At 72.6% G+C, this 26,885-nt stretch carries 25 protein-coding genes; 11 read left to right on the forward strand and 14 right to left on the reverse strand.

The window, feature by feature from the left end; translation table 11 throughout:
- Position 1: 1 nt before the first annotated feature.
- Positions 2-643 carry a ribosome maturation factor RimP gene (gene rimP / locus ACQPY4_RS29875; RefSeq protein ID WP_433326440.1) on the reverse strand — a complete coding sequence of 214 codons (642 nt, stop codon included), beginning with the start codon at positions 641-643 and terminating at the stop codon, positions 2-4.
- A gap of 199 nt (positions 644-842) precedes the next feature.
- Here rimP and ACQPY4_RS29880 point away from each other — a divergent pair, with 199 nt between their 5' ends.
- Both ACQPY4_RS29880 and ACQPY4_RS29885 read left to right on the forward strand, forming a co-directional pair.
- On the forward strand, positions 843-1,826 hold the full coding sequence (locus ACQPY4_RS29880) for a DUF4439 domain-containing protein (protein WP_433326442.1): 984 nt from the start codon (positions 843-845) through the stop codon (positions 1,824-1,826).
- 226 nt (positions 1,827-2,052) lie between these two features.
- Positions 2,053-2,193: a hypothetical protein gene (locus ACQPY4_RS29885; RefSeq protein ID WP_433326444.1), complete on the forward strand. Its 141-nt coding sequence runs from the start codon at positions 2,053-2,055 to the stop codon at positions 2,191-2,193.
- On the opposite strand, the gene ACQPY4_RS29890 is transcribed toward ACQPY4_RS29885, so the two are convergent.
- Positions 2,169-2,858 carry an HAD family hydrolase gene (locus tag ACQPY4_RS29890; RefSeq protein WP_433326446.1) on the reverse strand — a complete coding sequence of 230 codons (690 nt, stop codon included), beginning with the start codon at positions 2,856-2,858 and terminating at the stop codon, positions 2,169-2,171. The two genes, ACQPY4_RS29885 and ACQPY4_RS29890, sit on opposite strands and share 25 nt — an antisense overlap.
- Before the next feature lie 141 nt (positions 2,859-2,999).
- On the opposite strand from ACQPY4_RS29890, the gene ACQPY4_RS29895 reads away from it, so the two are divergent.
- From ACQPY4_RS29895 to ACQPY4_RS29910, 4 genes are all read left to right on the forward strand, one after another.
- Positions 3,000-4,154, forward strand: a complete 1,155-nt coding sequence (locus tag ACQPY4_RS29895; RefSeq protein WP_433326448.1) for a lysylphosphatidylglycerol synthase transmembrane domain-containing protein — start codon at positions 3,000-3,002, stop codon at positions 4,152-4,154.
- A 100-nt stretch (positions 4,155-4,254) separates the two neighbouring features.
- Positions 4,255-5,322, forward strand: a complete 1,068-nt coding sequence (locus tag ACQPY4_RS29900) for an LLM class flavin-dependent oxidoreductase (RefSeq protein WP_433326450.1) — start codon at positions 4,255-4,257, stop codon at positions 5,320-5,322.
- Complete coding sequence (locus ACQPY4_RS29905; protein ID WP_433326452.1) at positions 5,319-6,371, forward strand: hypothetical protein; 1,053 nt, start codon at positions 5,319-5,321, stop codon at positions 6,369-6,371. Before ACQPY4_RS29900 ends, ACQPY4_RS29905 begins: the two co-directional genes overlap by 4 nt.
- A 9-nt stretch (positions 6,372-6,380) precedes the next feature.
- Positions 6,381-7,922 (forward strand): AMP-binding protein, encoded by a 1,542-nt coding sequence (locus tag ACQPY4_RS29910; RefSeq protein WP_433326454.1) that lies wholly within the window; start codon positions 6,381-6,383, stop codon positions 7,920-7,922.
- Here the strand turns inward: ACQPY4_RS29910 and ACQPY4_RS29915 are convergent.
- Complete coding sequence (locus ACQPY4_RS29915) at positions 7,900-8,289, reverse strand: Zn-ribbon domain-containing OB-fold protein (protein WP_433326456.1); 390 nt, start codon at positions 8,287-8,289, stop codon at positions 7,900-7,902. The two genes, ACQPY4_RS29910 and ACQPY4_RS29915, sit on opposite strands and share 23 nt — an antisense overlap.
- Positions 8,286-9,437, reverse strand: a complete 1,152-nt coding sequence (locus ACQPY4_RS29920; RefSeq protein WP_433326458.1) for a thiolase C-terminal domain-containing protein — start codon at positions 9,435-9,437, stop codon at positions 8,286-8,288. The genes ACQPY4_RS29915 and ACQPY4_RS29920 overlap by 4 nt, the downstream gene beginning before the upstream one ends.
- Positions 9,438-9,681: 244 nt before the next feature.
- Between ACQPY4_RS29920 and ACQPY4_RS29925 the strand changes: the two genes are divergently transcribed.
- Positions 9,682-10,191, forward strand: coding sequence for a flavin reductase family protein (locus ACQPY4_RS29925; RefSeq protein WP_433326460.1), 510 nt, complete (start codon positions 9,682-9,684; stop codon positions 10,189-10,191).
- A gap of 7 nt (positions 10,192-10,198) precedes the next feature.
- Here ACQPY4_RS29925 and ACQPY4_RS29930 read toward each other — a convergent pair whose 3' ends face one another.
- The 6 genes from ACQPY4_RS29930 to ACQPY4_RS29955 all read right to left on the reverse strand — a co-directional run bounded on the left by ACQPY4_RS29930 (position 10,199) and on the right by ACQPY4_RS29955 (position 16,056).
- Positions 10,199-11,428, reverse strand: a complete 1,230-nt coding sequence (locus ACQPY4_RS29930) for an ROK family transcriptional regulator (RefSeq protein WP_433326462.1) — start codon at positions 11,426-11,428, stop codon at positions 10,199-10,201.
- Positions 11,425-12,189 carry an ATP-binding cassette domain-containing protein gene (locus tag ACQPY4_RS29935; protein ID WP_433326464.1) on the reverse strand — a complete coding sequence of 255 codons (765 nt, stop codon included), beginning with the start codon at positions 12,187-12,189 and terminating at the stop codon, positions 11,425-11,427. The genes ACQPY4_RS29930 and ACQPY4_RS29935 overlap by 4 nt, the downstream gene beginning before the upstream one ends.
- Positions 12,190-12,314: 125 nt before the next feature.
- Positions 12,315-13,586, reverse strand: coding sequence for a sugar ABC transporter permease (locus ACQPY4_RS29940; RefSeq protein ID WP_433326466.1), 1,272 nt, complete (start codon positions 13,584-13,586; stop codon positions 12,315-12,317).
- A gap of 10 nt (positions 13,587-13,596) precedes the next feature.
- Complete coding sequence (locus ACQPY4_RS29945; protein WP_433326468.1) at positions 13,597-14,376, reverse strand: ATP-binding cassette domain-containing protein; 780 nt, start codon at positions 14,374-14,376, stop codon at positions 13,597-13,599.
- A 20-nt stretch (positions 14,377-14,396) separates the two neighbouring features.
- Positions 14,397-15,470 (reverse strand): sugar ABC transporter substrate-binding protein, encoded by a 1,074-nt coding sequence (locus ACQPY4_RS29950; protein ID WP_433326470.1) that lies wholly within the window; start codon positions 15,468-15,470, stop codon positions 14,397-14,399.
- 289 nt (positions 15,471-15,759) lie between these two features.
- Positions 15,760-16,056 carry a hypothetical protein gene (locus ACQPY4_RS29955; protein ID WP_433326472.1) on the reverse strand — a complete coding sequence of 99 codons (297 nt, stop codon included), beginning with the start codon at positions 16,054-16,056 and terminating at the stop codon, positions 15,760-15,762.
- Between the two features lie 227 nt (positions 16,057-16,283).
- On the opposite strand from ACQPY4_RS29955, the gene ACQPY4_RS29960 reads away from it, so the two are divergent.
- Entirely contained in the window at positions 16,284-16,838 is a 555-nt protein-coding gene (locus ACQPY4_RS29960) for a hypothetical protein (protein ID WP_433326474.1), read from the forward strand.
- Between the two features lie 187 nt (positions 16,839-17,025).
- Here ACQPY4_RS29960 and ACQPY4_RS29965 read toward each other — a convergent pair whose 3' ends face one another.
- Entirely contained in the window at positions 17,026-18,093 is a 1,068-nt protein-coding gene (locus ACQPY4_RS29965) for a zinc-binding dehydrogenase (RefSeq protein ID WP_433326476.1), read from the reverse strand.
- A 175-nt stretch (positions 18,094-18,268) separates the two neighbouring features.
- Here ACQPY4_RS29965 and ACQPY4_RS29970 point away from each other — a divergent pair, with 175 nt between their 5' ends.
- On the forward strand, positions 18,269-20,794 hold the full coding sequence (locus ACQPY4_RS29970) for a M14 family zinc carboxypeptidase (protein ID WP_433326478.1): 2,526 nt from the start codon (positions 18,269-18,271) through the stop codon (positions 20,792-20,794).
- A gap of 80 nt (positions 20,795-20,874) precedes the next feature.
- On the opposite strand, the gene ACQPY4_RS29975 is transcribed toward ACQPY4_RS29970, so the two are convergent.
- Entirely contained in the window at positions 20,875-21,564 is a 690-nt protein-coding gene (locus ACQPY4_RS29975; protein WP_433326480.1) for a hypothetical protein, read from the reverse strand.
- A 135-nt stretch (positions 21,565-21,699) separates the two neighbouring features.
- Between ACQPY4_RS29975 and ACQPY4_RS29980 the strand changes: the two genes are divergently transcribed.
- Entirely contained in the window at positions 21,700-22,761 is a 1,062-nt protein-coding gene (locus tag ACQPY4_RS29980) for a hypothetical protein (protein WP_433326482.1), read from the forward strand.
- A gap of 261 nt (positions 22,762-23,022) precedes the next feature.
- Here the strand turns inward: ACQPY4_RS29980 and ACQPY4_RS29985 are convergent, their stop codons facing one another.
- Positions 23,023-23,607, reverse strand: coding sequence for an HAD family hydrolase (locus tag ACQPY4_RS29985; RefSeq protein ID WP_433326484.1), 585 nt, complete (start codon positions 23,605-23,607; stop codon positions 23,023-23,025).
- Positions 23,608-23,727: 120 nt separating this feature from the next.
- On the opposite strand from ACQPY4_RS29985, the gene ACQPY4_RS29990 reads away from it, so the two are divergent.
- Positions 23,728-24,387: a TetR/AcrR family transcriptional regulator gene (locus ACQPY4_RS29990; protein ID WP_433326486.1), complete on the forward strand. Its 660-nt coding sequence runs from the start codon at positions 23,728-23,730 to the stop codon at positions 24,385-24,387.
- A gap of 10 nt (positions 24,388-24,397) precedes the next feature.
- Here the strand turns inward: ACQPY4_RS29990 and ACQPY4_RS29995 are convergent, their stop codons facing one another.
- Positions 24,398-26,803 (reverse strand): bifunctional serine/threonine protein kinase/MFS transporter, encoded by a 2,406-nt coding sequence (locus ACQPY4_RS29995; protein ID WP_433326488.1) that lies wholly within the window; start codon positions 26,801-26,803, stop codon positions 24,398-24,400.
- Positions 26,804-26,885 lie beyond the last annotated feature (82 nt).

Below are 26,885 nucleotides of genomic sequence, written 5' to 3' on the forward strand. Positions count from 1 at the left end.
TCTATTCCGGCTGAGCCGGAGAACGCTTGTCGTCGGGCTCGCCGGGCTCGTCGCGCTCGGGCTCGTCGATGCGGCGGAACTCCACCTGGACGCGCCCGCGCCCGAGCTCGTCGAGACCGAACCGGCGCCTGGTCGCCTTGCCGCCGCCCTTGGGGCCCTTGGCCCCCTTGGAGCCCTTCCCCTGCGGCTTGGGGACCACGTCGAGGACGATCTCGTCGTCGCCGGCGGCCACGACCCGGCCCTCGACCTGCCCGCCGCCGGTCAGCGGGGCGACGACCAGGCGGCCCACGGCGCGGCGCCAGTGCCGGGGTTCGGTGAGGGGGCGGTCGACACCGGGCGAGGTCACCTCCAGCACGTAGGACGCGGTTCCCATGACCTCGGAGGCGTCCAGGACGCCCTCGGCGAGCCTGCTGAGATCGGTGATGTCGTCGAGGCTGACGCCTCCGTCGACGTCGACGACGACCTTCACCAGCCGCCGGCGCCCCGCCGGGCGCACGTCGACCTCCTCCAGGTCGAAGCCGGCCGCGGCGACCTCGGGCTCCAGGAGCCGGGTCACCTCCCTGACGGCCTCTTCGCGCGAGAGCCGGGACGGCGCGCCGCCTGGGCCCCCCTGAGCGCTGTCACCGTTGGACTCGACGCTCATGGGACCTCCTCGTTGTGCTGATGGTGTTGTGCTGAAACCGTCGTGCGCCGGTCGTCCCCTCAAGACTATCGACAGCCGGAGACCGCAGCGGTCTTTCGGTCAGCTCACCGGCGTGCCGGGTATGGAATGCTTGAGCTGGCCTGATGAGCGCGTGACCCGCCGCGGGCCCCCACGCCAAGCCCTCGGTGAGGAGACCCGCGTGCCCCAGTGGACGGCAGGCCGCCGCTGCGTGCTGGGCGCCGTCCTGGCCCTCCCGGTGCTCTCCGTGGCCTCGGGGTGCCGGAAGAAGGGGACGCCCGCCCGTGACATGCCCGTCCTGGTCGCCGCGATCGCGGCGGAACAGGATCTCGTCCTGACCTATGAGGCGGCCCGGTCCGCCAGAGCCGCCGCGGCGCGGCTCCTCGACCCCGCGCTGGCCCATCATCGCGAGCATGTGACCTTCCTGCGGCGCCACTACATCCCGGGGTCGGGCGACCGCGCACACGAGGGCGCCGAGATCCCCGCGCCGAAGGCGATGGCGCTGCCGTCCTCCCCCGGCAGGGCCCAGGCGGCGCTGCGCCAGGCCGAGGGTGCCGCCGCGGCCCGGCTCGCCGCGGCCGCGGCGACGGCCGACCCGGGGCTGGCGCAGCTGTTCGCCAGCATCGGCGCGTGCGACGCGGGGCACGCCGGGCAGCGGCCTGTGGCTGTGCCCCGATTGGCCGTCCCACCGGGGGCGATGCGGGGCGTGACGCTCGACTCGATGCAGAAGGTCCTGGCGGCCGAGCACCTGGCGGTTTACGGGTACGGCGTGCTCGGCGCCAAGGTCCCGGGCACGCCGCACCGGACGGCTCGGACGCTGTGGGACGCCCACCGGGTGCAGCGCGACGCGCTGACCGACGCGATGTCGGCGTCGGGGGCGCGTCCCCAGGCGGCGGCCGCGGCCTACCGCCTGCCCGTGCGGCCGAACTCGGCGCGCGGCGCGGCCCAGCTGGCGGCGGCGCTCGAAGACCGCGTGGTGGCCGCCTGTGTCGAGCTCGCGGGGGCTCCGGTGCCGTCGCTGCGGCACTTCGCCGCGGCGGCCGCGCAGGCCGCGATGGGACGCGCCGCGCAGTGGCGGGCGTCGGCGGGTCTGCCCGTCGCGCACGGCGCCTTTCCCGGCCTTCCTCCGGCCGCGCTGACCCCCGCGCCGAGGCCCGGCGACTGACCTCACCAGGAACTTTGGCCCCCCTGAGGCGCGTTAGTCCCATTTGTACTGGACGACTCGGGGGAGGAACCCAGGATGACCGTCAGCCCGGACACGCAGAACAGGACCGCGAGCCTGGACGAGCTGCGCGCGCTCTACCAGGCGCAGCTGTCACGGCTCACGTCCGAACGCGACGAGGCGCGGCGCGAGGCCCGCAGGGCCAGGGCGTGTCCGGTGGGTCTTGTTCGTGGCGGAGCCGAACGAAGGCCCGCCGGACACACCCAGGGCCGAGGCCGACACCGCGCGCGCCGATCTGGCGAGCCTGGCGGGCAAGGTGCAGGACCTCATGCGGGTCGCGCGGGTTCAGGAGGACCAGCGGTCGATGTGAGGCAGCAGCCCGTCCAGGCCGTCGATGGTCGCGTCGGGTTCCGCGGCGTCCCACCCGGGAACTGTGCTGTTGGGAACGAGCACCGCGCGGAGCCCGGCCGACTTGGCGCCGTGGATGTCGTCGTAGGGGCGGTCGCCCACGAAGACGCACGCGGCCGGGTCGGCGGCGCCGACGGCCTCCATGGCCGCCAGGAACGCCTTGGCGTGCGGCTTGGTCCACGGGATCTCGCTGGAGTACACCGCGCCGTCGAGCAGGTCGAGCACGCCGTCGCGCTCGAAGATCCGCTCGTGCCACTCCCGTGACCACATGGTGTTCGACAGCACGCCGACCTTGATGCCGCGCTCGCGCAGCGCGCGCAGCAGGCCGGGCGCGGCCGGGTCGATCAGGGTGTGCGGCGTCCAGGCCTCGAACTGGGTCGCCAGCAGCGCCTCGGTGGGCTCGACGCCCGCCAGCGCGAACAGCTCGTCCAGGGTGGCGCTGCGGTGCTCGTCGCGCCCGCGCCGCCACAGTTCGAGCTCGGCCTCGACCAGCGCCGTCGCGACCTCTTCCACCTGGTCGGGCTCCAGATGCGCGGCGCAGATCCGCCGCCACATCTCGCCGAGTTCGATGTCGTGCCATGGGGTGAGGGTCCCGCCCCAGTCGAAGATCACCGCCTCAAGTGCCATGCGGCGATCGTAACCGGGACCCCCAATTGGGGCGGAATGTGACGCTCGGCACTTCGAAGCTTTCTCCGGGCATGGCTGGGAATGCTTTAGAGGCACCCAAGGTTGCGCAAAGGCACGGGCGAGCTTGCGAGGTGACCGGACATGGGCGACAGCGCTCCGGCACACGCGGCCGCCACCAGGCCCTTCTGGCGCAGCCGCCGGGCCGCCAACCTGGGGATGGCCCTCCTCGCCCTGGCCGCCCTGGGCGCCTTCTACGACGAGCTCCCCGATTTCGGCGCGATGCTCGCGGCCATCACGCGCGCCGATCCGGCCTGGCTGGCCGTGGTCGTGATCGCCGAGGCGGCCTCGATGGGCGCGTTCGCGCGCCTCCAGCGGCGCCTGCTGCGGATCGGGGGCGTCCGGATCAGCCTTCGCCGCGCCTTCGCCGTCACCTACGCGGGCAACGCGCTGTCGACCACGCTTCCGGCGGGCCCGGCGGTGAGCATCGTCTACACCTTCCGCCAGTTCCGGTTCAGCGGCGCGTCGGCGCAGGTCGCGACGGCCGTGATCCTGATCGGCGGGATCATCACCTCGGTCGCCTACACCTTCATCGGCCTGCTGGCCCTGCTCGCGGTGCCCCACACGCGCGGCCTCGCCCTGGCCGCGCTGGCCGTCCCCGCCGCGCTCACGCTGCTGTTGGCCGTGGTGCTTCGACGGCCGGTGACACGCGCGCGCGTGTCGGCCGTCGCCGCGCGGGCCGGACGCGCCGTGCTCGCCCATCGCCGCGTCGCCCCGCACGCCGAGCGGCTGCGCGAGGGACGCGGCGTCCTGCGCCCGTCCCGCCGCGACTGGGCGCCGCTGCTGACGATGGCCTCGCTGAACTGGCTGGCCGACATCCTGGCGCTGTACGCGGCGGCGCGGGCCGTCGGCGTCGAGGTCGGGCCGCACTGGGTGACGCTGGCGTACTTCGCCGCCCAGGCCGCCGGGAGCGTGCTCCCGCTGCTGCCGGGCGGGCTCGGCGCCATCGAGACCAGCATGGCCGCCACGCTGGTGGCGTTCGGCGCGACGCTCGCGCCCGCCGCCGCGGCGGTCGGGCTCTACCGGCTGGTCTCCTACTGGGTCGTGGTGGCGATCGGCTGGCTGGCCTGGATCGCGCTGCACGAGGGCCCGCGCCTGTCCGAGCGGACCCGCGAGCGCATCGCGGGCGCGGGACGCGCGGCGCTGCGGGGCTGTACGTCGGCCGCGCTGCTGACGCCCTATGCCCCGCTCTACGCGGCGCTCACGGCCGATCCGAAGCGCACCCGCGCCTCACTCTGAGCCTCCGACGGCGACTTGTTGCCGTGGGTCCCTGCTGCTACTGTCCCAAGCGAGCGCTTGGTTAACGCAGTCTCGCCCGAAGAGCACCATCGGAGGCTCGATGACGTCCATACGGGTCAGCCTTGGCTACGAACTCGAGGTGCGCGGACGCTCGCGCGAGGTCGAGCGCCGCGCGTTCGCGAACGTGATGGAGCAGGTCGTGCTGGCCGACCGGCTCGGCTACGACACCGCGTGGTTCGTCGAGCACCACTTCACCCGGGGCTTCTCCCACTCCTCGGCGCCCGACCTGGTGCTCGCGGGGATCTCCCAGCGCACCGAGCGGATCCGGCTCGGCCTCGGCGTGGTGCTGCTCCCGTTCCAGTCGCCGATCCGCACCGCCGAGCGCGTCGCCACGCTGGACGTGATCAGCGGCGGACGGGTCGAGTTCGGCACCGGGCGCGGCGCCTCGCCGCTGGAGTACCAGGCGTTCCAGCGCCCGTTCGAGCAGTCCAGAAGCCTGTGGGAGGAGTCCCTCGAGGCCGTGCTGGCGATCTGGAACGCCGACGGCGAGCCCGTCACGCGGTCCGGACGGTACTTCGAGATCCCCGACGTCGCGGTCTACCCGCGTCCGGCCCAGGAGCCGCATCCGCCGGTGTGGGTGGCCTCCACCTCCCTGGACGGCTACCTCGCCGCCGCCAAGCAGGGCTACAACCTGCTCGGGATGACGATGCTCAAGGGCCTGGACGACGTCGCCGGCGACATCGCGGCCTACAAGCGCTGCCTGGCCGAGAACGGCTTCGACCCCGAGAGCCGCCGGATCGCGCTGATGATCCCCTGGTACGTCGCGCCGACCCAGCAGGAGGCCGTCGACACCGCCGCCGACCCGGTGCTCTGGTACCTGCGCCGCCAGATCAACCTGGTGGCGCCGCCCGACTACACCGACGCCCGGCACGCCACCCATCGCGTCCTCGGCCAGCAGGCCGCGGGCATGCCGCCCGACGAGGCCATGCGGACGCTCCGGGACGAGACGATGGTCGTCATCGACGATGTCGAGGGCTCGCGCAAGGCGGTCGAGCGCATCGCGGCCGCGGGCGCCACCGACCTCATCCTCCAGGCCCAGGTGGGCGGGCTGGCGCACGAGCGCGTCTGCGCGTCGATGGAGCTTTTCATGCGCGAGGTGGCGCCGTGACGTGGCTGACGCGCGGCGCCCTCGCGTCCGGGCGGCGGGCGCGCGGCCTGCTGCTCCTGCGTCCCGACGGCGGGCCCGCGATCCCGATGGACGCCGCCGACCGCGCCGCCGCGCGCGAGCTCGCGGCGGCGGTCCTCACCGCCGCCGGGGTCGGCGAGGACGACCGCGTCGTCGTCGCGCTCAACAGCGACGGCGAACCGGCCGGGACGCTGGTCGCCGAGGCCGCGGCGACGGTCGCCGAGGCGGCCGCGTCCGTGGGCCCCCGGGGGCGCATGAGACTGCACACGGCGCTGGAGGGCACCGGCGCGACCACGCTGGTCGCGACGCCGACCGGGGCGATGGACTTCCTCGCCCGGCTGCACCTGGAGTTCCTGATCGACCCGCTCGACCTGGAGCTGCGCCGCGTCCTGCTGGTCGGGGAGGTGGCCTCGCCCAACACCGCCGCGCAGCTCGCGAGCGAGTTCGGGGCCGCGGTCCGGGAGTTGTACGCCGATCCGTTCTTCGGGGTGCCGCTGGCGTGGCGCGACCCGTCCGACCCGGTGCTCACCCCCGTCCGCGACGGCCTGCTCGCGCTCGCGCATCTGGAGAAGGACGTCCCGCTGAGCCCCCCGTACGCGCAGGAGCTCGGGGAACTGGTGGTCACGCCGCGCTGGCACTCGTCGCTGGGCGCGTGCACGCTGCGCACGGGCCAGGTCGCCCGGCTGGACGGCGTCGGCGAGGGCGTCCCGATGCCCGCGCACACCACCGGCGACCATGTCCTGGTGCGGGGCCGCTGGATCCCGGTCCCCCGGGTCGCGGCGGCGCTGGCCAGGATCGACGGCGTCGGCCACTGGGAGCTGCGGATCAGCCGCGAGGGAACGCTCGACGCGGCCGCGCTGCACGTCACCTTCACCCGGGAGACGCTGGTCGGGAATCCGATGTGGAAGGCGCGCATCGTCCAGGCCCTGTACTCGATCACCCCGGTCCGGATCGAGGTGGTCGTGGAACCGCAGACCACCGAGGAGCGGCGTCCCGGCACGGTCACGGACCTGCGCGGCCACCACCTCTGAGGAGGCGCGATGGAGATCGAGGCCGTCCCCGCTTGGGGCACGATCCCCCGGATGCTGCGCGCCCAGGCGTCCGCCCACCCGGACACCGAGGCCGTCGTGGCAGACGGAACCAGGCTCACACTCTCCGGGCTCGCCCGCGATGCGAACGCGGTGGCGCGCGCGCTCATCGCCCTAGGGGTCTCCCCCGGCGACCGTGTGGCCGTGTGGGCGCCCAACACGCCCCGCTGGGTCGTCACCGCCTTCGGTATCTGGGACGCGGGAGCGATCGTCGCCCCGCTGTCCACCCGCTTCAAGGGCATCGAGGCCCGGGCGATGCTCGCCACGCTCGACGCCGAGGTGCTCGTCGTCGCCGACCGCGCCCTGCTCGCCCTCCTCGGCGACGCGCGCCCGCCCCACGTCGTGGTCATGGACGGCTCCTGGACGGAGTTCATCGAGCGCGGCGCCGAAGTCTCCCCCGAAGCGGCCGAGGAGCGGGCGCTCGCGGTGGGCCCCGACGACCTCGGCGAGATCATGGCCACCTCGGGCACGACCGGGACCCCCAAGGGCGTGATGCTGCACCACGCGCAACTCCTGCGCGGCTACTGGGACTGGGCGGAGATCGTCACGCTCGGGCCGGGTGACCGCTACCCGGTCACCGCGCCGTTCTCGCACGGCTTCGGGATCAACGCCGGGCTGCTGGCGTGCGTCCTGCGCCGGGCCACGATGCTGCCGATCGCGGAGTTCCGCCCGGACGCGCTGCTCGACCTGATCGAGCGCGAGCGCGTCAGCGTGCTGGCCGGGGCGCCGCCCCTGTTCTTCACGATCCTGGACGGCCTGGCCGGGCGCGACGTCTCCTCGCTGCGCGTGCTGATCTGCGGCGCCGCGGCCGTCCCGCCCGACCTGGTCCGGCGGCTGGTCGAGCGGGTCGGCCTGGAACGCATGATCAACGCCTACGGGCTGATGGAGGGGACGGTCGTGTCGATGACCCGTCCCGGCGACCCGGTGGAGGTGATCGCCGGTTCGACCGGCCGCCCGGTGCCCGGGGTCGCGGTCCGCATCGCCGGTGACGACGGGAAGGACGTGCCGCCCGGCGAGCGCGGGGAGATCCTCGTCGGCGGCCACGGCGTCATGCGCGGCTACTGGCGCGACCCCGACCGCACCGCCGAGACCGTCGACGCCGACGGCTGGCTGCACACCGGCGACATCGGGACCCTCGACGACGCGGGCAACCTGACCATCGTCGACCGCAAGAAGGAGATGTTCATCGTCTCCGGGTTCAACGCCTACCCGGCCGAGATCGAGGCCCTGCTGCTGCGCTGCCCCGACGTCGCGCAGGCCGCGGTCATCGGCGTCCCGGACGAGCGCAGGGGCGAGGTCGGCTGGGCCTACGTCGTCCCGCCCCCGGGCTCCTCCCCCGATCCGGACGCGATCGTCGCCTGGGCCCGCGCGAACATGTCGTCCTACAAGGTCCCGCGCCGCGTCATCCTCGTGGACGCCCTCCCCCTCAACCCCAACGGAAAGATCGACAAACCCGCCCTGCACTCGCGCGCTAGGGGCGCGGGCGCCAGTTGATCAGGGTGGTGCCGTCTTCGGCGTCCTCGAAGACGGCCTCGACGGGGAGGCCGGGGCGCAGGTCCGCGGGTGCGCCCTCGGCGAGGTTGCCGTACATGAGCAGGTCGGGGCCGTCGTCCAGGCGGACGAGCAGCGTGGTGTAGGGCACCCGTCCGGCCAGGGCGGGCGCGAAGACCTGGTGGGTGACGACCCAGCTGTAGACCCGGCCGGTGCCCAGCGCCGGGACCCACTCGGCGGACTCGGCGCCGCACCGGTTGCACATGGCGCGCGGCGGGAAGCGGACCTCGCGGCAGGCGGCGCAGCGCTGGAGCGTGAGCTCGTGCCGCCGCACCGCGTCCCACCAGGCCGCCGAGTCGCGGTCGCTCATCGTCCGCTCCGCAGGACCAGCGCCGAGGTGCCCGCGAGCACGTAGCCGGGCTGCGCGGTGGACAGGGCGACCTCGGCGCCGGGCACCTGGCGGTCGCCCGCCGTCCCGCGCAGCTGCGCGACGGCCTCGGCGATGTGGTTGATGCCGTGCACGTAGCCCTCGGAGAGGAATCCGCCGTGGGTGTTGACGGGCAGCCCGCCCGACTCGACATACGCGCCGCCCTCTCCCTTGACGCAGAACCCGTAGTCCTCCAACTGGACCAGGACGGAGTAGGTGAAGCAATCGTAGAGCTCGGCCACGTCGATGTCCTCCGGCCCGGCGCCCGCCATGGCGTAGAGGCGGGGCGCGAGGCGGGCGGCCTCGGTGACGGTCAGGTCGGTCGCCCTGCCGGGCGCGCTCCCGGCCCCGGAGAACAGGCTGTCGCCGCCGCCCCAGGCGGCGCCGGAGATCAGGACGGGCGGCCGCCGCAGGTCTCGCGCGCGTTCCCGCGAGGTGACGACGACCGCGCAGGCGCCGTCGGTCTCCAGGCAGCAGTCGAGCAGGCGCAGCGGCTCGGCGATCCAACGGGACGCCAGGTACTCGTCCAGGGTGATCGGTTCGCGCTTGAGCGCCCGCTCGTTCTTGGCCGCGTGGGCCCGCTGCCGCACGGCGATGCGGCCGAGCTGCTCGTGGGTCGTCCCGTATGCGTTCATGTGGGCGCGCGCGGCCATCGCGAACTGCTGCGGGGGCGCGAAGTAGCCGTAGGGCGCCTGGTACTGGACGTCGAAGGCCGCGCCCTGCGCACGGCCCATCCGCGTTTCCGAGCGGGCGTTGACGGCGCGGTAGCAGACCACCGTCCGGGCCACGCCCGCCGCGACGGCCATCGCGGCCTGGGCGACCACCGAGTGCGAGACGCTGCCGCCGCCGAACTGGTCCAGGTACCAGGTCACCGCCGGGACGCCGAGCGCGGGCGCGACCACCCAGGGCGGGACGGAGTCGCCCACGCGGTGGGTGGCCAGCGCGTCCACGTCGGCCACCGTCAGGCCCGCGTCGTCGAGCGCGGCGCGGATCGCGCGGGCGGCCAGGGTGAGCGTCGAGACGCCCGAGTCGCGGCTGAACGGCGTGTAGCCGACGCCGGCGATCGCCGTCCGGTCGCGGAAGCCGCGCACATCGCCTCCCAAGCAAGCGCTTGACCACCACTCTAGGCGGGCGCTAGGGCGGCCTGCAAGAGTCGGCCGGACGACCGAGGTCACCCGGGACCTTGGTCCTAGAACCCCCCGTTTCGGGAATCAACGGGGTTCGGCGAGGGCTTCACGTGACATGCACTCTGGGGCGAATCCCGTTCGGGTTGACATGCCGAACGGGCCCGGCCTATCGTCCAAGCAAGCGCTTGGCTAAGTGAGGGAGCACCGAATGCACGGCTCGGTCGAGGCACCGGTGACCGACATCGACAGCGCGACGTTCCGCTCGGTCATGGGGCGCTTCGCCACCGGCGTCGTGGCGATCACCGCGGTCGAGCCCGACTCCGGGCTCCCGACGGGCCTGGCGGCCAACTCGTTCACCTCCGTCTCGCTGGAGCCGCCGCTGGTGGCCTTCTGCGTCGCGCACACCAGCACCACCTGGCCGAGGCTGCGCGGCGCCCGGCGGCTGTGCATCAACATTCTCAGCGAGCCCCAGCTGGAGGTCTGCAAGCAGTTCGCGCTCAAGGGCGCCGACAAGTTCCAGGGGGTCGGCTGGACCGAGTCTCCGAGCGGCGGCCCGGTCATCGAGGGCGCCCTGGCCTGGATCGAGGTCGAGATCGAGAACGAGCACGTCGCGGGCGACCATGTCATCGTCGTCGCGCGCGTCCACCACCTCGACAAGCACCACGACGGCGACCCGCTGCTGTTCTACCGGGGCGAGTACGGCCGCTTCGACGGCTGAGCCGTCTCTAGACCGCGCTGCCCTCGGGCGAGCGCAGCCGGGCCAGGACCTGCACCGGGTCGGCCAGGACGTCGGCGAAGGCGAACTCGGCCGCCCCCACCAGCGTGGTGTCGTCGCCCAGCTCGGCCGTGCGGAGCCTGACCCGCTCGCGCGGCGCCGCGAGCGCGCTGGTCGCCACCTTGCTGCGGACCTGGGCGGCCGACCCCAGGTAGATGTCGCGCAGCGTCCCCCCGAAGATCACCAGGCCCGGGTTGAAGACGTTCACCAGGTTGGCCACGCCGAGGCCGAGCCACGTCCCGACCCGGTGCAGCGCGTCGCGCGCCACCACGTCGCCCCGGTCGGCGGCGTCGACGATGGCGCGCACCGCGTCGCGTCCGATCAGGTCGGGACGCTCCTCGCGGCCCGCGTGGTCGAGCAGCGTCCGCTCCCCCACCTCGGCTTCCAGGCAGCCCCGCGAACCGCACGCGCACGGGCGGCCCCCCGGGTTGACCACCATGTGGCCGATCTCGCCGCCGAAGCCGTCCTGCCCGCCCAGCAGCCGCCCGCCGACGATGATCCCGCCGCCCACCCCGACATCGCCGTGCAGGTAGATCAGGTCGTCGCAGCCGACGCCCGCGCCGCGCTCGTGCTCGGCCTGCGCGCCCAGGTTCGCGTCGTTGCGCACCGCCACCGGGATGCCGAGGCCGAGGCGGCGCGACAGCACGTCGCCGAGCGACAGGTCGCCCACCTCGATGTTGGGGCCGAACATGATCTGGTCGTCGGACCGCCGGACGGTGCCGGGGAACGCCAGCGCCGCCCCCACGCACACCGAGTCGCGCCCGGCCTTGCGCATCAGCGAGCGCGCCGCGCCCGCCAGCGCCCCCACCAGGTCGTTCGGGTCGAAGGAACTTCGGTCGCGCACCGTCTCGCGCCGGTCGAGGATCTCGCCGCCCAGCCCCACCCGCGCGACCGCCAGCCGGTCGACCCCGGCGTCGAAGGCCAGCACGTACACCCGGGTCGACTCGGGACGGACCACCAGCGACGGGCGGCCGGCCCGGCGTCCGGGACGGCGCGGCAACTCCTCGCGCACCAGGCCCGCCGCGGTGAGGTCGGCGGTCAGCGCCATGATCGTGCTGCGGTTCAGCCCGAGCGACTCGGCCAGCGTCGCCCGCGAGGCCGGGCCGCGCAGATGGACGAAGCGCAGCAGCGTCCCCAGGTTGTGACGCCGGACCTCCTCCTGGGACGGGGCCGCCCTCATGACGCGGGAGGAAGGCCGAGATCCCCGCTGCGGCCCGCGGTGATCAGCTCGACGACCTGGGCGTGCGTGACGTCGGACGTGCGCACCTGCGCCACCGTCCGGCCGAGGTAGAGCGCCACGACGCGGTCGGACACCGCGAACACGTCGTTCATGTTGTGCGAGATCAGCACCACCGCCAGGCCCTTGTCGGCCAGCCGCCGCACCAGTTCGAGCACCTGCTGGGTCTGCGCCACGCCGAGCGCCGCCGCGGGCTCGTCCAGGACGACCACGCTGCTGTCCCACAGCACGGCGCGGGCGATCGCGACCGTCTGCCGCTGCCCGCCCGACAGGGTCGAGATGCGCTGCCGGACCGAGCGCACCGAGCGGACCGACAGCGCCGACAGCGTGCGGGCCGCCTGCTCCTCCATCGCGGCCTCGTCCAGCACCAGGCCCCGGTGCCGCTCGCGGCCGAGGAACATGTTCTGGACGATGTCGAGGTTCTCGCACAGCGCGAGGTCCTGGTGGACGACCTCGATGCCGAGCGCCGCCGCGTCGCGCGGGCTGCCCACCTGCACGGGCTCGCCCTGGAAGCGGTACTCGCCCGCGTCGAAGGGGTGGATGCCGCCGATGCACTTGACCAACGTCGTCTTGCCCGCTCCGTTGTCGCCGACCAGCGCCGTGACCTCACCCGGGTACGCGGTGAAGGCGACGTCGTGCAGCACCTTGACGGGGCCGAAGCTCTTGTCGATTCCCCGCAGTTCCAGAGCGGGTGTCACAGCCATGCCGAGGGGCTCCCACCGTGCCGCACCGCTGCCGCGCACCGAGCGGTCATGGCTGGTGAGCGTAGCAGGAGAAGGCGGGCGGGGACGGCCGGAGGCGGCCGCCCCCGCCCGTCCCGCTCCCGCGTTCATCGGCCGGTGACCGACCGGCGCCGCCGGGCCAGCGCGTCGATGCTGGCGGCGAGCAGCAGCACGCCCCCGGTGATGAGGAGGTTGAGGTAGGCCTTGGCGCCGAGCAGCCCGAGACCGTTCTCGATGATCGCCACCACCAGCCCGCCGAGGACGGCGTCGCGGGCCCTGCCCCGGCCGCCGAACAGGCTCGTCCCGCCGATGACGGCGGCGCCGACCGCGTACAGCAGCGTGTTGCCCGCGCCCGCGTCGGGCGTGACCGAGTTCAGGCGGGCCGCGGCCACGATGCCGGCGACCGCCGCGAGACCGGAGCAGATCATGAAGACCGACATCCGGATGCGGGTCACGTTGATGCCCGCGCGCCGCGCCGCCTCGGCGTTGCCGCCGACCGCGTACAGGTGGCGGCCGTAGGCCGTCCGGCCGAGGACGAACGTGCACACGATCAGCAGCACGCCCACCAGCGGGACGCCCCACGGGATGCCGTGCAGGACCAGCGCCGGGCTCGGGGCGCGGTCCAGGCCGAGCACGTAGGTGCCGAACAGCAGCACCGCCGCGACGACCGCGACCTGGGCGACCACCAGCTCGACCGGACGGGACGCGAGGCCGCGCTCGTGCTGGCGGTGCCAGCGCCACAGCTGGGTGGCCGCGTAGCCCGCCGCGCACAGCGCCGCCAGCGTCCAGCCCAGCGCGATCGGCATGTTCTTGCTCGACAGCGCCACGATCACGTCGTCGCGGACCGGCACCGTCCCGCCCTCGCCGATCAGGCGGAGCGTGATGCCCTGGAGTCCCAGGAACAGGGCCAGCGTCACCACGAACGACGGGATCCGCACGACCGAGACCAGCCAGCCGATCCCGGTGCCGATCACGATCCCGGTGGCGATCGCCGCGATCACCGCCACGTACCAGGGCTGTCCCGAATCGACGATCAGCTTGGCCATGACGGCGGCGCAGACGCCGCTGGCCACGCCCGCCGACAGGTCGATCTCGCCGAGCAGCAGCACGAAGACCAGGCCCATGGCCAGGATCGTCACCGGCATCGCCTGCGTCAGCAGGTTGGCGATGTTGCGCTCGGACAGGAACGTCTCCGGCCGCAGCGCGGTGAACAGCACCACCAGACCGGCCAGGCCGAGGATCGCCGGGAGCGCGCCGAGGTCGCCCGAGCGGATCCGGCCCCAGTAGTCGCGCAGGGCCGATCCCACGTCGTGCGTGCGCCGGTCGGCGGCGAAGTCCGAGTCCGCCAGCTTCATCGCGGCCTCATTTTTGCTGGACATCGGCTCCCCTTCAGATGTTCTCGGCGGCGGTCGCCGGCGCGAGGCCGAGATCACCCGACCGGCCGGCGGTGATCAGCTCCACGATCTGGCCGTGGGTCACCTCGCCGGTCCTGACGTCGGCCGCGACCCGGCCAAGGTAGAGCGCGGTGACCCGGTCGGCCACCTCCAACACGTCGTTCATGTTGTGCGAGATGAGGACCACCGCGTGCCCGGTGTCGGCCAGCCGCCGCACCAGGTCGAGCACCTGCCGCGTCTGCGCCACGCCGAGCGCGGCGGTGGGCTCGTCCAGGATCACCAGCTTGGACTCCCAGAGCGCGGCCTTGGCGATCGCCACCGTCTGCCGCTGCCCGCCCGACAGGCTGGCCACCTGCTGCCGGACGGACTTGACCGTCCGCACCGACAGCCGGGCCAGCGTCTCTCGGGCCGCCTGCTCCATGGCGTCCTCGTCCAGCACCACGCCCCGGCGGCGCTCGCGCCCGAGGAACATGTTCTGGACGATGTCGAGGTTGTCGGCCAGCGCGAGGTCCTGGTAGACGACCTCGATGCCCAGGGCGGCCGCGTCGCGCGGGCCGCCGATCGCGACCTCGCGACCCTCGAACTCGATCCGGCCCGAGTCGACCGGGTGGATCCCGGCGATGCACTTGATCAGCGTCGACTTGCCCGCGCCGTTGTCGCCGACCAGGGCCATGACCTCGCCGGGACGCACCGCGAAGTCCACGTCGTGCAGCACGTGGACCGGCCCGAAGCTCTTGTTGAGCCCGGTCAACCGCAGGACGAAGTCGTCCGCCACGCTCACTTTCCCGGCGCCCGTCACTGGATACCGGCGGCCTTGCACTTGGCGGCGTAGGCGCCCTTGCACAGCTCGTCCTTCTTGACGAAGCCGTCGTCGGTGACCTGCTTGATGTTGTCCTTGAACACGCCGATCGGGTTCAGCAGCACCGAGGGCACGTCGCGCTTGCCCTGGGTGTCCTTGACGGTGCCGTTGGTCTCGCCCTTCTGGCCCTTGAGCAGGTTGACGGCGAGCTTGGCGACGGCGTCGGTCTCCTGCTTGACCGGCTTGTAGACCGTCATGCACTGGGTGCCGTCCAGGATGTTCTGCAGGCCCTGGACGGTGGCGTCCTGCCCGGTCACCGGGACCTTGCCGCCCTGGCCGTTCTTCTTCAGGATCGACACCGCCGAGTTGCCGACGCCGTCGTTGGCGGCCAGGACGCCGTCGATCTGGCCCTTCTGCTGGGTGTACATCTGCTCGAAGATCGTGGCGGCCTTCTGGTTGTCCCACTCGGGGACGGCCTGCTCGGCGACCTTCTTGTAGGAGGTGACCTTGTCCAGCACGCTGTGCGCGCCCTGGGCGAAGAGCGTCGCGTTGTTGTCGGTGGGCGCGCCGTTGAGATAGGCGATGTTGGCCTTCTTGTCGCCCAGGCACTTCTGGAGGCCCTTGCCGAGCTCCTCGCCGACCTTCACGTTGTCGAAGGACACGTAGTAGTCGGCCACGCCGCCGAGCGTGAGGCGGTCGTAGTCGATCGTCTGGACGCCCTGCTCCTTGGCCTTGCGCTGGACGGCGGCGGCGGAGTTGGAGTCGAGCCCGTCGACGATCAGCACGGTCACGCCGCTGGTGAGCATCTGGTCGGCGATCGTCTGGAAGCGCTGGGTGGAGCCCTCGGCGTTCTGGATGTCGTAGGCGACCCCGGCGGCCTTGAACGACTGCTCCAGGAACGGCCGGTCGAAGCTCTCGTACCGGACCGACGACTTGGTGTCGGGCAGGATCACGCCGATCTTGCCCTTCTGGCCGCCCGATCCGGCGTCGCCGGAGTCGTCTCCGCAGGCCGCGAGCGTGAGCGCCGCGGCGGCCGACACGGCGGTGAGGCTGAGGATCCCCTTGCGCATGGCCCGGGTCCTTTCTCGGGGTGGAACGCTGAATGTTGTGCCCCGCAACTTATGTCGGGATCGCGATGTGCGCCAGATCTCACACCGGGGTAATTTGTTGTGGCCAGTAACAATCCCGTAACGAGCCGTCCACCTGGGGGAAATCAAGGAAGCCCGAAAGGGCAAGGGATCGAGTGCCGCATACACTCAAGATCAACCAAATGTTCCCGCAGCCAACAAAGCCGGGTTGAGCCCGTGATCATGCAGACTTCCGCCCGGGATGATCCGGTCCGTCTGCATGATCACGTCGTCAAAGAGCCGCCAGTACCCGGGCGACCCGGTCGGCGGCTCCGGGCACGTCACGCGCGGAGGCGATCCGCTCGGCCCACGACCACCAGTACCACCAGCCGTCCGCACCCTGCTCCGCCAGGATGTTCTCCGTCAGGGCGGACGCGTCCGGATTCAACACGTGCAAGCTGGGCGCCTGGCCGCGCGGCAATGTGAGCCGCACCCGGAACCCCCGCTTGGCCAGCTCGTCGCCGAGCTCCTCCAGATATTCGATCCGCGTCTTGATCAACGCGGCCGTTCCCGTATCGTCAGGCGTCATCCTCGCTCCACGTGGACAATCGCGTGGCCCGACGAGCACTCACCCTTCCCTGTCACCCCTCCTTCCGCAAGCACTTCGGGCAGGTCAGCGGCACAATGAGGGCAGGATCGGCGACACCGTCCCGGCATCCGGGATATCTTGCGCCTAGCAGTCAAGAGGGCGGACGGGGACAAACATTGACGGCGAACGCGAACGCGGCATGGAACCCGGAACCCACCAGGCCGGACATGCCGCTACCCGGCAGGGCCGCGTCCCAGGCTCCGCGGGGTCCCCAGACCCCCACCACCAGGAACTGGCACCGCCTCCACTACCCCATCGGCACCTTCCTGATCTTCTACGGCGTGACGGGCCTGCTCACCGCCCTGATCGGCTGGAGTGACCGCCGCGACGAGCTGGCCGGCTACCTGGGCTCCGGCCTGGCCACCCCGGCCCTGGCCGCCGTCAAGCTGATCGAGCTGGCGCTGATCGCCCTCACCGTCGCCGCCCTGGTCCGCCGCCGCGACGTCTGGTTCCTGCCCGCCCTGGCCGGCTGGTGCGCGGGCTTCGCCGTGTTCACCGTCCTCGACCTGGTCAAGGGCAACTGGACGACGCTGCTGGAGCACGCCCTCTACCTGGCCGCCTTCGCCGCCCTGCTGTTCCTCACCTACGGCCTGAGCGTCAAGGCCCGCATCGGCGGCCCCCAGCCCCCACGCCAGCAAGGCGAGGCCGGAGGCCAAACCCCTCTGACCCGCACCCAGGAGTTCGCCCTGAGGTCCCTCAACAACCTCAACCGCCGAACCTGACCCACAACCCCAGCCCAAGGGGGCGAGGGGCGTAGCCCCAAGGGGGGGTCCGGGGGGCGGAGCCCCCTGGGCGGGAGCTTGAGGGCGGCCAGCCCCCAGGCGCGTCCGTGGCGAGCCCGGAGCGAGCGCCAGCGAGTGAGGACGCGCCACGGACGCGCCTGGGGGTCCGGGGGTTGGAACCCCCGGGTCAACACTGCACCACGATCTTGGCGTGGACTTCGGGGTCGGCCAGGTCGGTGAAGGCCTGGGCCACGCCGTCCAGGCCGACGGTGCCGGTGATGATGGAGCCGGCGTCGATGCGGCCGTCGCCGATGGCCGCGAGGGTGGCACCGTATTCGGCTGGGTAGGCGCCGAAGCTGGACAGGATGCTCAGCTCCTTGCTGACGGCGACGCCGGGTTCGAGGCGGTCGGGTTGCATGCAGACGCCGACGACCATGATCGTGCCCCCGGCGGGCGCGCCCTCGATGACCTGCTGGAGCATGCCGGGGACGCCGACGCACTCGTAGATGACCGCGCCGCGCACCTCGGTGCCCAGGAGCTGGGACGCGATGCGCTCGACCAGGGAGGAGGCGACGCCGAGGTCGGCCCAGCGGCCGAAGGGCGACTCGGCGGCGGGGTCGATGACCGCGTCGGCGCCCAGGCCCTCGGCCAGGGCGCGGCGGCGGGGCGAGAAGTCGGCGGCCAGGACGGGGCCGTGCCCGCGCGCCTTCAGGGCGGCGACGGTGCCGAGGCCGATCGGGCCCAGGCCGAGCACGAGGGCGACGTCGCCCTCGCTGATCCCGCTGCGCTCGACGGCGCGGGTCGCCACGGCGAACGGCTCGGTGATGGCCGCGACCTTGGGGTCCAGGCCCTCGGGGACGGCGTGGGTCAGCCCCTCGTTGAGGATCATGTACTCGCCGTAGCCGCCGGGGTACATGGGCGTGTAGCCGATGATGCCCGCGCCCTGCGGGCCGATGCCGATGGGCGGGCCGCACACGACGGTGCCTTCGGGAAGGGTCCGCTGGGTCTCGGGGCCGTAGCTCACGATCTCGCCCGCGAACTCGTGGCCGAACACCAGGCCGTCGCGTGGGTCGTACGGGGTGCCGCCGGAGCGGCGGGTGGTCTCCATGAAGGCGTCGGGGTCGGCCAGGGCGTGCAGGTCGGAGCCGCAGATCCCGCAGGCCAGGGTGCGGATGAGCAGCTGGCCCGCCTGCGGGACCGGGTCGGGCACCTCGGTCACGACCATCGTTGCGTCCTTGGTCAGCGCGGCGCGCATGTGCCCTCCCCAACTCGTGCGGGTTCCCTCCCGGAAACCGAATCATGTTCGCGCGCCGAGCGGTAGCCCTTTCCGCCAGCAATCGCTGGCGGATTGTGTCCGGTTCCGGAGGGTCCGCGATCTTGGCAGATGTTGCCGTTGGTCGGCGTTTGCCCTGGTGCCAGCTTTGACGGCTATGAGAGCCCGAAACATCGCGTGGTCCGCCACGCTGGCGACGGCCCTGGCCGCCGCTCTGGCCGCGCCGGCGTCGTCCGCGTCGTCAGCGAAGCCCGCCACCGCACCCGTGTGCGATCCCATGCAGACCGCACCCGACTACCGGGGCAAGGTCCCCTCCCCCAAGGACGTGCTCGGCTTCGATCTCGGCGAGCGGCAGGCCACCTCCGCCGAGTCCGACCGGTATCTGGAGACGGTGGCCGCCAAGAGCGAACGAGTGATCTCCGGGACGCTGGCCCGCAGCGCCCAGGGACGGCCGCTGAAGTACGCGGTCGTCGGACGTCCCGAGCTGCTGTCCAAGGCCGGTCTGGCCAAGGTGCGCGGAGACGCCCGCGCGCTGCGCGACCCGCGCACGCCCGAACGGCTCGCCGAGAAGATCGCCGCGCGGGGCGTCCCGATCCTGTGGGTCAGCGGCAACGTGCACGGCAACGAGCCCAGCGGCACCGACGCGGCGCTGCGGGTGCTGCGCGACCTCGGCGACCGCCGGGACTGCGCCGCCACCAAGGTGCTCGACAACGCGCTGGTGGTCGTCCTGCCCACACAGAACCCCGACGGGCGCGAGGCCGGGACGCGGCAGAACGCCTACGGCTTCGACATGAACCGCGACTGGTTCGCCCGCACCCAGCCCGAGACCGACGGCAAGCTGGCGCTGCTCAACCAGCTCCCGCCGGTGCTCTACATCGACGCCCACGAGATGGGCGGGACGTCGTACTTCTTCCCGCCCAACGCCGACCCGATCTACCACGAGACGCCCGAGCAGGCGGTGGGGTGGATCAACGACGTCTACGGCGCGGCGATGCAGAAGGAGTTCACCCGGCAGGGCATCGACTACTTCAACCGCGACACCTACGACCTCTTCTACCAGGGGTACGGCGACACGGTCCCGACCAGCGCGTTCCACGCCGCCGGGATGACCTTCGAGAAGGGGAGCGCGAGCCCGTACCCGGAGAAGGTGAAGGAGCAGTACATCACCCAGTGGGTGTCGCTGTCGGCGGCGGTCGCCGACCGGCGCAAAATGCTCACCCAGTGGCGCCAGATGACCGTGGACGCCCACCAGCAGGGCAAGGCCGGGAAGCTCGAACCCAACCAGATCTACAACCCGCCCAACCAGGTCGACCGTCCCGTCCCCGATCGCAGGGTGCGGCAGTACTTCCTGCGCGCCGACGACCGGGCCAAGCGCGCCGAGGTGCGCACGATCGTCCGGCGCCTCCAGCGCATGGGCGTGCGGGTCGAGCGTCTGGAGCGGGCGCTGACCGTCCCGGACTACAAGGAGTACGGACGCGCGGCCACCTCCGCCAAGCTGCCCGCCGGGACGTACTACATCTCCATGGCCCAGGGGCAGAAGCACTGGATCCAGGCCATGCTGAACGAGGACTCCTACACCCCGTTCCCGTACTTCTACGACGTGACGGCGTGGAGCATGCCGCTGCTGGGCAACGTCGCGGGCGGCTCGTCCGGCGCCGACCTGCGTCCGCGCACCTCGGCGGTGGCCACCCTGGACGAGGAGCGCGCGTCCACCCGGGGCAAGAAGCCCAAGATCGCGATTCTCCAGCTCTCGGCGACCGCCACCAGCGCCCGGCAGTCGGTCGGCTGGCTGCGGCACCGCCTCGACCGCGAGTGGGACCTGCCGTTCACGCTGCTCACCCCGGCCGACATCGCCGCGGGCAAGCTCGCCGGGACCCAGGTGCTGATCACGCCCAACGGCCCGGCCCCCGAGGCGTACACCGCGCTCGGTGACGCCGGGCGCAAGGCCCTGCAGGACTGGACGCGCGGCGGCGGCCGCTATGTCGGCTGGCAGGGCGGCACGCAGCTCGCCGCGCGGCTCGGGCTGACCACCGCGACGCTGAGCGAGCCGACGTCCGACATCCCGGGCACCATGTTCCGGGTGACGCTGGACGGGTCCAGCCCGCTGGCCAAGGGCGTCGGCGGCACGGCGTGGAACTTCACCTCCTACGACCCGGTCATGAAGGCCGACTCGGGCGTCGCGGTCTCCTACCCGGCCGCGGGCTCCCCCGAATGGTTCGTCTCCGGGTTCGAGAAGGGCGCGGCCGAGCTCGGCGGGACGGCGGCGGTCGTCGACCAGAAGGCGGGCGCGGGACGCTCGGTGCTGTTCGCCGCCGAGCCCAACTTCCGGGCGCTCAGCGACGGGACGGCCAAGATCCTGCGCAACGCGATCGTCGGCCCCGACCCGCGCGACGCGGCCATCGTCTCGACGCGCTCGGCGGCCGACGCCGCCGCGCGGGCCGGGGCGCTGCCCTGGTTCGAGTCTCCGATCCGGGTCTCGGTGCGGCCGGCCGACGCGGGCCGCACGGCCGCGATCCTGCGCTCGGCCGGTGCGCGCTGGAGCGAGCGCCGCGCCGGTGACGTCGTCCACTACGTGATCGACAACCCGCGCGGGCTGAGCGCCGACCACCACCCGTTCGCCTCGAAGATCGCCTCGGGCATCCGCGGATCGGGGATCACCCCCGTTGCGGTGACACTCCCCTGAGCCAAGCGGGACCTCGGCGACAACCGGGGTCCCGCACGGCCAGACCCCCGCAACCGAGGCTGAGTTTCCCGGCGCAGGGGTCATCCCCGTGCGGGTGATGCTCCCCTGAGCCAGGCGACGGCCGTCATGGTGCCGGGCGGGACCTCGGTGAAACCGGCGTCCCGCACGGCGACGGCCGCGTGCTCGACGCAGCGGTGCCAGGGCAGGTCGCGGACGAGATGGACCCGCGGCCCCGACCCGATCCACTCCGCCAGGCCGGGCTCCCCGGCCTGGCGGAGCAGGAGATGGGCGGCATGGCCGGATTGGGCCGCCGCCTTCCCCGTCGTCATCGCGACGCCGGGGTTCAGCGCGATGACCGCATACGGGGGTTCGGGAGGAGGCTTGGGCTCCTCCTCGTCGGCGAGGTCGAGCCCGGCGACCTGGAGCTTGGAGATCTCGGGCGGCACGTCGGCGACGGACCCCGGCACGAAGGCGCGCACCTCGGCGCCGTCCTGCTCGACGGTCACTCCCGGCAACGCCTGCACCTCTGGCCAGCGAACGCCCCGGGCGCGCCGGGCGACCTTCCGGATGCGCCCGTCCTCCCAGCGGCGCACGGCGTCGTGCCACTCGCCCTCGGGGTCGGTCGTCCTCGGGTCGGTGAGCAGGGCCACCACCGCGCGGGCCGCCGCGGCGCAGACCGCGCCGTGACCCGGCGGCGCGGCCTTCTCCGCGCGTACCACCAACTGCATCGCCCGGGGCGGTTCGTCGTAGGGATCATCGGAAGTGCGCACGGCAGGAGTATTCCAGTCCGCAATCCATGGGCCGGAGCGGGACTTTCCGGACGCGGATGTGGGTACGGCACGAGAACGGGCATGCGAGTCCGGAGGGGAACACGGCGGGAGAGAGTCGGGGTTCGGAGGTCGCAGGTGACGAGCGGTACCTGGAGCAACTCCATCCCAGGGGTAGGGACGTTCTTCGTCGGCATCGACGTCGCGCCGGGACGGTACCGGTGCGACGAGGGCAAAGGGGGCTGGTGGGTGCGCTTCACCGGCCCGGGCGGCGGTGATCCGGTCGGCTCGTGGCCGCTGCCCGCCGGGCCCGCCGAGATCGAGATCTCGCCCGGCGACTTCGCGTTCGAGACCCATGTGTCGACCTACTGGCGGCGGATCGCGCCGCCGAGGGCGCCCGAGGACGGCGTGGGCGAGCTGCGCCCGGTGGCCGATCCGAGCCTGCGCGCCGAGCTCGACACGATCGTGGCGCGGCGGCGGCCGCTGGTCTGGCTGGCGCCGCTGACGGTGTTCGGGCTCGGCCTGGCCGGGACGCCGCTGCTGGGCTCGCTGTGGCTGCTGGGCCTGGCGATGCTGGCCGTCCTGGTGGCGATGGGGTCGCCCGCGCTCTCGCTCGACCTGCAACGAGCCCGCGAGCTCGACCGGCGCCGCGACCGCTACCTCACGCCCGAGGACTTCGACGAGGACGGGCGCGAGCTGCTGCGCCGGGTGCAGGGCGCGGTCGACACCGTCCGCGACTCCGAGGTCAACCGGGAGGGATTGCTGGACTCGGTCGACAACGCCGTCGAGCTGCCCCGGCAGGAGTGGGAGATCGCCCAGGTGCTGGCGCGGCAGTCCAAGCTGCGCGACGAGCACGACGACACCCCCGAGCTGCCCGAGGTCGAGGCGGCGCTGCGCCCGCTGCGCGCGAAGCTGGAGCTGTCGGTGGAGGCGGTGACCCGGCGGATCGAGGCTCTGGAGCGCTACGCCGACCGCGCGAAGTCGGCCGACCGGGCGCTGCGCGCCCACCGTCATCTGGAGGCCCTGGCCGAGCGGGCGCACGAGTACGACGAGCTGCTGGCCGACACCGTCCGCGACGACCTGGCCATCCCGGCGATCGAGCGGCTCACCGCGCAGAGCGAGGAACTGGTCGCTGACCTGCGCCACCGCCTGGAGGAGGCCACCGAGGCCAGCGGCGAACTACCGCCCCCGAAGGGCTAGGCGGGCGGCGGGGCCTGGCCGCCCGACCCCCTCCGCCGTACGGACAGGCCACCCGCCTCAAAAGGACAACGCCCGGTGCCCCCGATTAGGTTCACCACCCCGCACCGCATACACCTCAACCCGCGCGCGATTGCGTTAATGAGCGGGGAAGCGAGCCGAAGGCGAAGCTTCCCCGGCGAGATCGCGAAGCGATGCGGCAATCGCAAAATCTCGGTCACCGAAGCGAGCCGCCAGGCGAGCGTAGGTGGGCCGGGATTTCAATCAACACAGCTCGCGGATCTGGGACGGGGAGGTGAAGACCTCCGCGCGCATGCCGACCTCGCGGGCGGCGGCGACGTTGGCGGGGTTGTCGTCGAAGAAGATCGTCTCGGTGGGGGCGACGCCGAGGCGCTCGGCGCAGATCTCGAAGGCGCGGGGGTCGGGCTTGGCCACGCCGATCTCGCAGGAGTAGGTCAGCGTGTCGAAGCGGCTCAGCCAGGCGCCGTGCCGCGCCTCGAAGCGGGGCACGAGGTCGGCGATGATGTTGGAGAGCAGGCCGAGCCGGTGACCCCGGTCCGCGAGCCGTCCGACCAGGTCGACCATGGTCTCGTCGACGTTCGTCCAGGACTCCAGGTCGGTCTCGATCAGCGCCGGGACGTCGGCGAACACGCGGCCGGTCCTGGCCGCCACGGCGGCCCAGTAGGCCGTGCTGTCCTGACCGGCGTCGTAGGCGGGACGGCAGCCCCAGTAGGCGTCCCAGAAGGCCGGGCCGGACAGTCCGGCGAGCTGCTCCAGCCGCCACACGGCCTCGGGGGTCTGGTTTCTGGCGATCACGCCGAAGAGGTCGAAGACGATCACGTTGGCCATGCTCCGACCCTAGATCATCCCAAATCGCGCCGATTGGGACCAAGCGCTTGCTGGCAGGCGTAACCTCGTGTTGACATGCCAACTGAGCAAGCGTTCGGGCGCTCACGCCATAATGGGGAGGTGACCACAACGGGGACTGATTCCGGCCGACCCAGACCAGAGGGCGGGGGACGCCGCCGGGGCAAGGGCTCGTCCGCCCTGGCCTCCGAGCGGCGCGACCACCTGGTCAGGCTCGCCGCCGAACTCTTCGCCGAGAAGGGCTTCCAGGCCACGACGGTGCGCAACATCGCCGACGAGGCCGGAATCCTGTCCGGCAGCCTGTACCACCACTTCGACTCCAAGGAGTCGATCGTCGACGAGATCCTCTCGGGGTTCTTCCGCGAGATCATGGCGTCCTACCGGGGCGTCCTCGACCGGGGCGAGGGGCCGCGCGAGACGATCGACGGCCTGGTGCGCATCGCCTACGGCACGCTGGAGCCGCACCGCGCGGCGATCACGGTGATGCAGAACGACTGGAACTACCTCAGGGGCATGGAGCGGTTCGCCTACCTCACCCAGTCCGAGGCCGAGGTCGAGAAGATCTGGGTCGACACCATCCGGGCGGGCCAGGAGCAGGGCCTGTTCCGCGACGACATCGACCCCAAGCTGACCTACCGCATGATCCGCGACACCATCTGGGTCGCCGTGCGCTGGTTCAAGCCGGGGGGACGTCTCGACGCGCAGGGGCTGGCCGACCACTACCTCAAGGTCATGTTCGACGGCATCAACCTGCACCGCTGACCGGAGAGACTCACTGCTGGGCGTAGAACGCCGGTGACGAAGGCGCGGTGTCGAAGCCGCCCGGCGGCGTCTCCGGTGGCAGTGACTCATCGGCGGTGCGCCCGCTGAGCAGGGCGAGTCCCGCCCCGACGAGGGTGGCGACGGCCGCAACCAGCAGCACGACGCGGTTGGTGGTGGCGTGCTCGTCCAGGCTGCTGCGCGACAGGACGTCGTTCGGCAGGAACGAGAACAGCAGCGACACCACGACCAGGCTCATCGCCTGGCCCGCGTGCATCACGCCGCCCGCGGTCGCCCGCAGGTCGTCGGGGCGGTGGCCGATGACGGCGATGGCCCCGGCGGTGGTGACGGCGCCGAGCGCCGCGCCGTGCAGCAGGTGGAAGGGCAGGAACGTCGCGTAGTTGCTCAGCGACTGGTGGGTCAGGGCCAGGCCGACGGTGAAGGGGACGCCGACCGCCGCGCCGAGGGCCAGCGGCACGCGGGGACCCGTCCGGACGCTCAGCGCGGCCGCTCCGATCGCGCCCGCGACCGCCGCCAGCAGGAGCGGGAACCGCAGGGCCGCCGCCAGCGTCGTGGGCATTCCGGTGACGACGCTCACCAGGTTGCTGGAGAAAACACCCGCGTACGCGACGCCGCCGAGCGCGAGCACCACCGCGACCATGACCGTGACCTGCCGGATCGGCAGCAGGCGCGGCCTGCGGACCAGGGCCTGGACGCCCACCAGGACGGCCAGCAGCACGGCGGCGAACGTCAGCACCAGGACGGTGTCGACCCCGGACCAGTCGCGCATGCCGAGCCTGATCCCGATGGTGAGCAGGAACATCGTCCCGCCGAACAGCAGCACGCTCGGCACGTCGGCCGGGCGGCGCGCACCGGCGCGCTTGGACTCGCGCAGGCCCGGGACGCCGAGCACCAGCGCGACCAGCGGGAGCGGGATTCCGGCGAAGAACAGGTACTTCCAGTCTTGATAGTCGATGGCCGAGAACACCATCGTCGTGACCACCGGCGGGACGCCCACGACCGCGCCCCAGCCCGCGACGGCGAACTCGAACCGGCGCGCGGGGAGCATGTCGCGCAGCAGCGCCAGGCCGGGCGCCATCACCATGGCCGCCGAGAGCCCGAGCAGGATCTGGCCGGGGATCTGCACCCAGAACGTGCTGTTCATGAGCATGACCACGCCCGCGACCACCTCGCTCGCGGCGAACGCGCCCAGACCGATGAGGAAGACGGCCTTGGCTCCCAGGAGGTCGGCGAGCCGTCCCATCGGCAGGAGGGCGGCGGCCATGACGGCGGGGAGCATCGCGCCGATCCAGGGGTTCGGCGCGATCGAGATCGACGACCAGGTCACGCCGAGGTCCATCGCCAGCGCGGAGACCGCCACCGCCATGACCGCGAGGGCGATGTTGCCCTCGGCGCGCGGCACGGCCGTGACCTGCGGAGCGTAGGCGGTCTGCGGGTAGGGGCCGGGAGGCGGCATTCCCGCCGGGCTGGAGAACTGCGGCTGCGGCACCGGCACGGGCATCGGGGGCGGCGTCGCGAACTGGCCGGTGAGGGCGGCGGTCGCGCCCTTGGCCAGGAAGGAGTCGGACGAGGCGGGCTCGGCCTCGGCCGGGGCCGTCTGGTGGCCCAGCAGGCTGAACACCAGCGACTCGGCGGTGGGCCGGTGCGCCGGGTCCTTGCTCAGGCACGCCGCGACGTACCCGGCCAGCGGCTGGGGCAGGACCGAGACGTCGGGCGTCAGATGCAGGATGCGGTGCATGACGGCCGGGATGCTGTCGCCGCCGAACGGCGGCGTCCCGGTCGCGGCGTAGAGCATGGTGACACCGAACGCGAACACGTCGGTGTGCGGGCCGAGCGCGGCGCCCGCGACCTGCTCGGGCGCCATGAAGGCGGGCGTGCCCACGACGCTGCTGGTCATCGTGCCGGTGGCGTCCAGCGCGCGGGCGATGCCGAAGTCGATGACGCGGGGCCCGTCGGGCCCGATCAGCACGTTGTGCGGCTTGAAGTCGCGGTGGACGATCCCGGCGCGGTGGATGGCGGCCAGCGCGGTCGCCATGCCGATCGCGAGCCGGTGCAGGTCGCCGCCGGTGCGCGGGCCCTCGTCCCGGACGAGCTGCTGCAAGGAGGGGCCGGGCACGAGCTCGCTGACGATGTAGGGGCTGTCGCCCTCGGCGTCGGCGTCCAGGACCTGCGCGGTGCAGAACCCGGCGACCCGCTCGGCCGCCTCCAGCTCGCGCACGAAGCGGGCCCGCGCGGCGGCGTCCTCGGTGAACCGGGCGTGCAGCAGCTTGACCGCCACGGGACGCCCCTCGGGGTCGCGTCCCTCGAACACCACACCCTGGCCGCCCTCGCCGAGCCTGCCGACCAGCTCGTAATCACCGAGACGCTCCGGATCGCCCGGCTTGAGCGCGTCGGCCATGGGGCGTCCTCCTGATCGTGGGCGTGAGCGACCAATTGCACCATGACGGCGTCCGTCGCGTCATCGTCGGACTCCGGAGATC

Source organism: Spirillospora sp. CA-294931 (assembly GCF_050946795.1).
In the GTDB taxonomy this organism is placed as follows: Bacteria; Actinomycetota; Actinomycetes; order Streptosporangiales; family Streptosporangiaceae; genus Spirillospora.